Genomic DNA, 5,049 nt, shown 5'->3' on the forward strand with positions numbered 1-5,049 from the left:
CTGTTGATTTCAGGAATGCTGTTGGGGACCTCTGCTTATGCTGAAGACAAATTGACGGTCGTATCTTGGGGTGGTGCATTCACCAAGAGCCAAGTGGAGGCATATCACAAGCCTTTCATTAAAAAAACAGGTGTCGAGATCGTATCCGAGGATTTCAGCGGCGGATTAGCCGAAATTAAAGCGCAGGTGGAAGCGAACAACGTGCGCTGGGATTTGGTTTCTCTCGACAAGCCAGACATTGTTCGTGGTTGCGCCGAAGGGTTACTAGAACCAGTGAACCCAAGTATTTTGCCTCCGGGCGCAGATGGAACACCAGCACAAGAGGATTTTATTGATGGTGCGATTCACGAGTGCGCAATCAATACCATCGTAGTGTCCACTGTATTAGCGGTGAACGAAGACGCGTTTAAAGGTAAGGCTTTGCCTAGCAAGTTGACCGATCTCTTTGACCTAAAAACTTTTCCAGGTCGACGTGCATTGCAAAAACAGCCTCAGGGTAATCTTGAGTGGGCACTATTGGCTGATGGTGTAAAGCCAGAAGAGGTCTACAGCCTGCTCGAAACCGAAGCGGGGCGTGAGCGTGCTTTTGCTAAGTTGGATACGATCAAATCAGAAGTGCTGTGGTGGACAACAGGTGCCCAGCCACCTCAAATGCTTGCAGACAAAGAAGTGGTGATCGCCTCGGCGTTTAACGGCCGAATCCACAATGCCCGTAAGGATGAAGGTCAACCATTTCGGATTATATGGGACCGTCAAATGGGTTACATGAATGGATGGGCGATACCTAAAGGGAGTGAGAACACAAAGCTTGCATTGGACTTCATTGCTTTTTCTTCAGGAACAAAACCATTAGCTGATCAAGCTAAGTACGTTGCCTATGGGCCTACGCGTAAGTCGTCTTCGGCGGAGGTGAACCCAGACATTTTAGCGAACCTTCCTACCGCACCTCAAAACTTCCAAACCGCCTTCCTGATTAACGATGAATGGTGGTCAGACTACGCAGATGAACTCAATGAAGAGTTCAACACCTGGCTGCTTAACTAGGCGTTAATTTTTGTATGGGGCCGAGTTTTCATCCATAAGCGAGGTTCCGTACTTTTCCTCAACTGTATTTATGTTTTCGGAGAAATAATGAAAGTCATCGAAGCACAGCAAGTCGCGCAATGTTTAACAATGAAGTCTCTTATTGAAACGATGCGTGAAATGTACTCGCGGCCAGCAACAATACCTCAACGCCGAGTCATGCCCTTAGAAGAGGGAGAATACGAGGCGTTTGCGCTACTTCCAGCTTGGAACCAGGAGTTGATTGCGGTGAAAGCCTTTACGTATTTCCCGCATAATCCCGAGCAAGGCAAAGATACGCTTGCATCTAAGCTGCTTGTTTTCAGACGAAACGATGGTGAGCCGCTCGCACTCGTGGACGGTAAAGTTTTAACGTTTTGGCGCACCGCCGCAGCTTCTGCGTTGGCAGCGGACTATTTGGCGCGTCCCGATGCTGATCGTCTGTTGATCTTCGGAACGGGCAATCTTGCGCCTTATTTTGCGTGGGCATACGCTGCGGTTCGCCCACTTAAGCAGGTTTATATTTGGGGGCGTAACTCAGACAAAGCCGAGGCGACGGTAGATGCCATTGTGTCATCTTCAGAGTATCAGTCGCTTCCTGATGAGCGTCGGTTCCGTGTTTCAGTCGTAGAAAATGTGGACCACGTTATCAAACACGTTGACATCATCAGCTGTATTACCGCATCAGCAGAGCCTTTGTTTAATGGCGCAGACGTGCAGCCGGGCACCCATATTGATTTGGTCGGTAATCATGACTTGGATAAGCGTGAATGCGACTCCGAAGCAGTGCAACGAGCACAGGTGTATGTTGATAGCCGTATTAATGTATTAGCCGAAGCGGGCGATCTTCTCATTCCAATTCAAGAGGGCGTGTTCACGTCAGACGATATCAAAGGGGAATTACCGCAGCTTTGCGCCCAACAAATCTCAGGACGTCAAAACGATGAGGTCATTACTTTATACAAATCAGTTGGCAGTGCTTTGGCTGATTTGGCCGCTGTAAAGGCGGTGTTGTTAGAGAATGGCATAGATAGCCATGCCTGAGCATTTTTGCTCGTTCATTTAAATTGCATACAATATACATATAAGGAAAGTAGTTCATGAAAATTGATTGGAAAGGTGTTTATCCGGCGGTCAGTACGCAATTTCGTCAAGATCAGTCAATCGACTTAGACGCAACGCAAACTGTTATAGATAACCAAATTAAAGATGGTGTGAATGGCATTATCTGCTTGGGCACTGTCGGTGAGAACTGTGCGTTGTACCCGGAGGAGAAACGCCAGGTCTTGCAAGCGGCAAAAGAAGTCGTAAATGGCCGTGTGCCTTTGATTGCTGGTACAGCAGAGTCTATTACCACAGCAGCTGTTGATTACATGCAGGATGCGTACAAAATTGGTATCGATGGTTGTATGGTGATGCCTGCCATGGTTTACCGCACGTCTGAGAGCGAAACGTTCGAATATTACCGCACGCTAGCAAAAGCAACGCCAGAAATGCCAATCATGATTTATAACAACCCGGTTGCTTATGGTGTCGATGTAAACCTCGATATCATGGTGAAACTGGCTGAGTTTGAAAGCATTGTAGCTATTAAAGAGTCGACCACTGATACTCGTCGTATCACCGAGCTTTACAATAAATTTGATGACCGCTTTACCGTGTTCAGTGGTGTTGATGACATCGCTCTTGAATCATTGATGCTAGGTGCGACCGGCTGGATTTCTGGTTTAACCAACGCATTCCCAGAAGAGTCCGTTGCGATTTATAAACTGGCAAGCCAAGGTCGTTATGCTGAAGCGTTAGAGATCTACCGTTGGTTCTTACCCCTACTGCGTTTAGACACCATTCCTACGCTGGTTCAGTGCATAAAATTGGCCGAGCAAGTCTGCGGACGTGGCTCTGAACAAGTTCGTGCGCCACGCCAACTCTTACAAGGTGAAGAGCGTCAACAAGTCATTCAAATGGTTGAACATGCGTTAGAAACCCGCTTAGACCTATCCAAATACAATCTGTAATTGTGCTGTTTAGTAGAGCGTTAACTGACGCTCTACTCATTCGTAATATTCAAAAAATGAGAAGAGGGAAGTCATGAGCACGGAAAACAAGGACTATGTCAGCTTTCAACACGTTAAGAAAACCTACGATGGCACGAATTTGGTGGTGAAAGACTTCAACTTAGATATTGCTCCTGGAGAGTTTGTTACTATGTTGGGGCCGTCAGGATCGGGCAAGACCACTTGCTTGATGATGCTAGCAGGTTTTGAAACTGCGACCGGTGGAGACATTTATATTGATGGCGTTCCTGTCAATCATCTCGCGCCGCACAAGCGCGATATTGGTATGGTGTTTCAAAACTATGCGTTGTTTCCACATATGACCATTGCTGAGAATCTTGCGTTTCCTTTAAAGGTGCGAAAACTCGACAGTGACACGATTCAAAGCAAAGTTCAGAGTGTATTAGAAATGGTCGAGCTTGAGCATGTTGCGACTCGATACCCAAAGCAGTTATCAGGTGGTCAACAACAGCGTGTCGCGTTAGCGCGAGCATTAGTGTTTGAGCCTAAACTAGTTTTGATGGATGAACCACTAGGCGCGTTAGATAAGCAGCTGCGTGAGCAAATGCAGATGGAAATTAAACATTTGCATGAAAAGCTTGGTATCACCATTTTGTATGTGACGCACGATCAAGACGAAGCTCTCACTATGTCCGACCGTATTGCGGTTTTTAATCACGGCGAAGTGCAACAACTCGCGACACCAACCGAGCTTTATGAATCTCCGAGTAATACGTTTGTTGCACAATTTATCGGAGAAAACAACCAACTCTCAGGTTTAGTCAAAGAGTGGAACGGAAAGTATTGCCAAGTGCTCGTTGGGAAAGAGTCATTTACTGCGAAACCTGTCAGAGTCTCTGAGCAAGGGCAGAGAACAACACTTTCCATTCGACCAGAAAAGATTGTTATTCAACCAGAGAAAGCGTCTTGCGAGAACCAAGTCTCAGGCGTCCTACGAGAATTGATTTATCACGGTGATCATTATCGTCTGGTCGTCGAAGTAGAGAGCGTTGGTCACTTCATCGTTAAAGTACCTAACGATAATCGTAAACACTTGCAGTTAACGCCTGGCGCAATTTGTCGTATTGGTTGGCAAAGTGACGATTGCCATGCTCTTGATGGGACACAAACTCAAAGTAGCGAGGTAGCAGCATGAGTCGAGAGCTAACCGCATTAGATTCTGTATTGGAGATCGAACGCCAAGTTCATGAGCAAGAAACCAATCTGAAAGCGCAGTTGCAAAAGGCGGAGCGCCGAAAAAAGCTTCGCTCCATTATGCTCACAACGCCATTGGTGTGTTTTATTCTGCTTACGTTTGCTTTTCCTATCCTCGACATGCTTTATCGAAGCGTGGATAACCGAGAAATATCCCTTTCACTACCACAAACTATTCAAGCCTTAGAAAGTTGGGATTATCAAGGTCAGCCTCATCAAGAAGTCATTGAGGCATTCTCTGTTGAAGTACTTGCGCTTTATCAAAGCAAAGAGCTACCGAAAATAGCCAACCGGATGAATATTGAAGAGTCTGGTATGCGCAGTTTACTCATGAAAACCGGCAGAAAGTTGTCTCGTTTGACGTCGCTGCCGATCTCGGTGACACAGCTAGCTAAGCTGGATAAGCGTTGGGCTAATCCTAAATATTGGGCGGCGTTTAAGAATCTTAGTGGCGCATTAACATTCAGTCACTATCTTGCAGCGCTAGACTTGCAAGTGAATGAGTTTGGAGACATTGAGCCCCAACCAGAAAAACGCCAAATATACGTCGACCTTTTCTTTAAAACTTTTTGGATGTCTATTTCAATCACCTTAATTTGTTTGGTGATGGCGTACCCCGTTGCTTACCTGCTTGCCAATTTACCTGATAAGCGCGCGAACTTACTTTTAATTATTGTGCTGCTGCCATTTTGGACATCATTGTTAGTCAGAACCACGT

General features: G+C 46.2%; 4 protein-coding genes and 1 pseudogene. All 5 read left to right on the forward strand.

The window, feature by feature from the left end:
• Positions 1-1,044 (forward strand): polyamine ABC transporter substrate-binding protein (locus CAG68_RS04660; protein ID WP_237667840.1); only part of this gene is annotated, 1,044 nt, incomplete at its 5' end.
• A gap of 87 nt (positions 1,045-1,131) precedes the next feature.
• A complete protein-coding gene (locus CAG68_RS04665) occupies positions 1,132-2,106 on the forward strand; it encodes an ornithine cyclodeaminase family protein (protein WP_054730112.1) in 975 nt (324 codons plus the stop codon).
• 56 nt (positions 2,107-2,162) lie between these two features.
• Positions 2,163-3,077 (forward strand): dihydrodipicolinate synthase family protein, encoded by a 915-nt coding sequence (locus CAG68_RS04670; protein WP_054730115.1) that lies wholly within the window; start codon positions 2,163-2,165, stop codon positions 3,075-3,077.
• 73 nt (positions 3,078-3,150) lie between these two features.
• Positions 3,151-4,272, forward strand: coding sequence for an ABC transporter ATP-binding protein (locus tag CAG68_RS04675; protein WP_054730116.1), 1,122 nt, complete (start codon positions 3,151-3,153; stop codon positions 4,270-4,272).
• A pseudogene (locus CAG68_RS04680) lies at positions 4,269-5,049 on the forward strand (ABC transporter permease); the annotation flags it as partial. The gene CAG68_RS04675 and the pseudogene CAG68_RS04680, both read left to right, overlap by 4 nt.

Source organism: Vibrio sp. V42_P2S4T144, assembly GCF_009904715.1.
Lineage (GTDB): Bacteria > Pseudomonadota > Gammaproteobacteria > Enterobacterales > Vibrionaceae > Vibrio > Vibrio alginolyticus.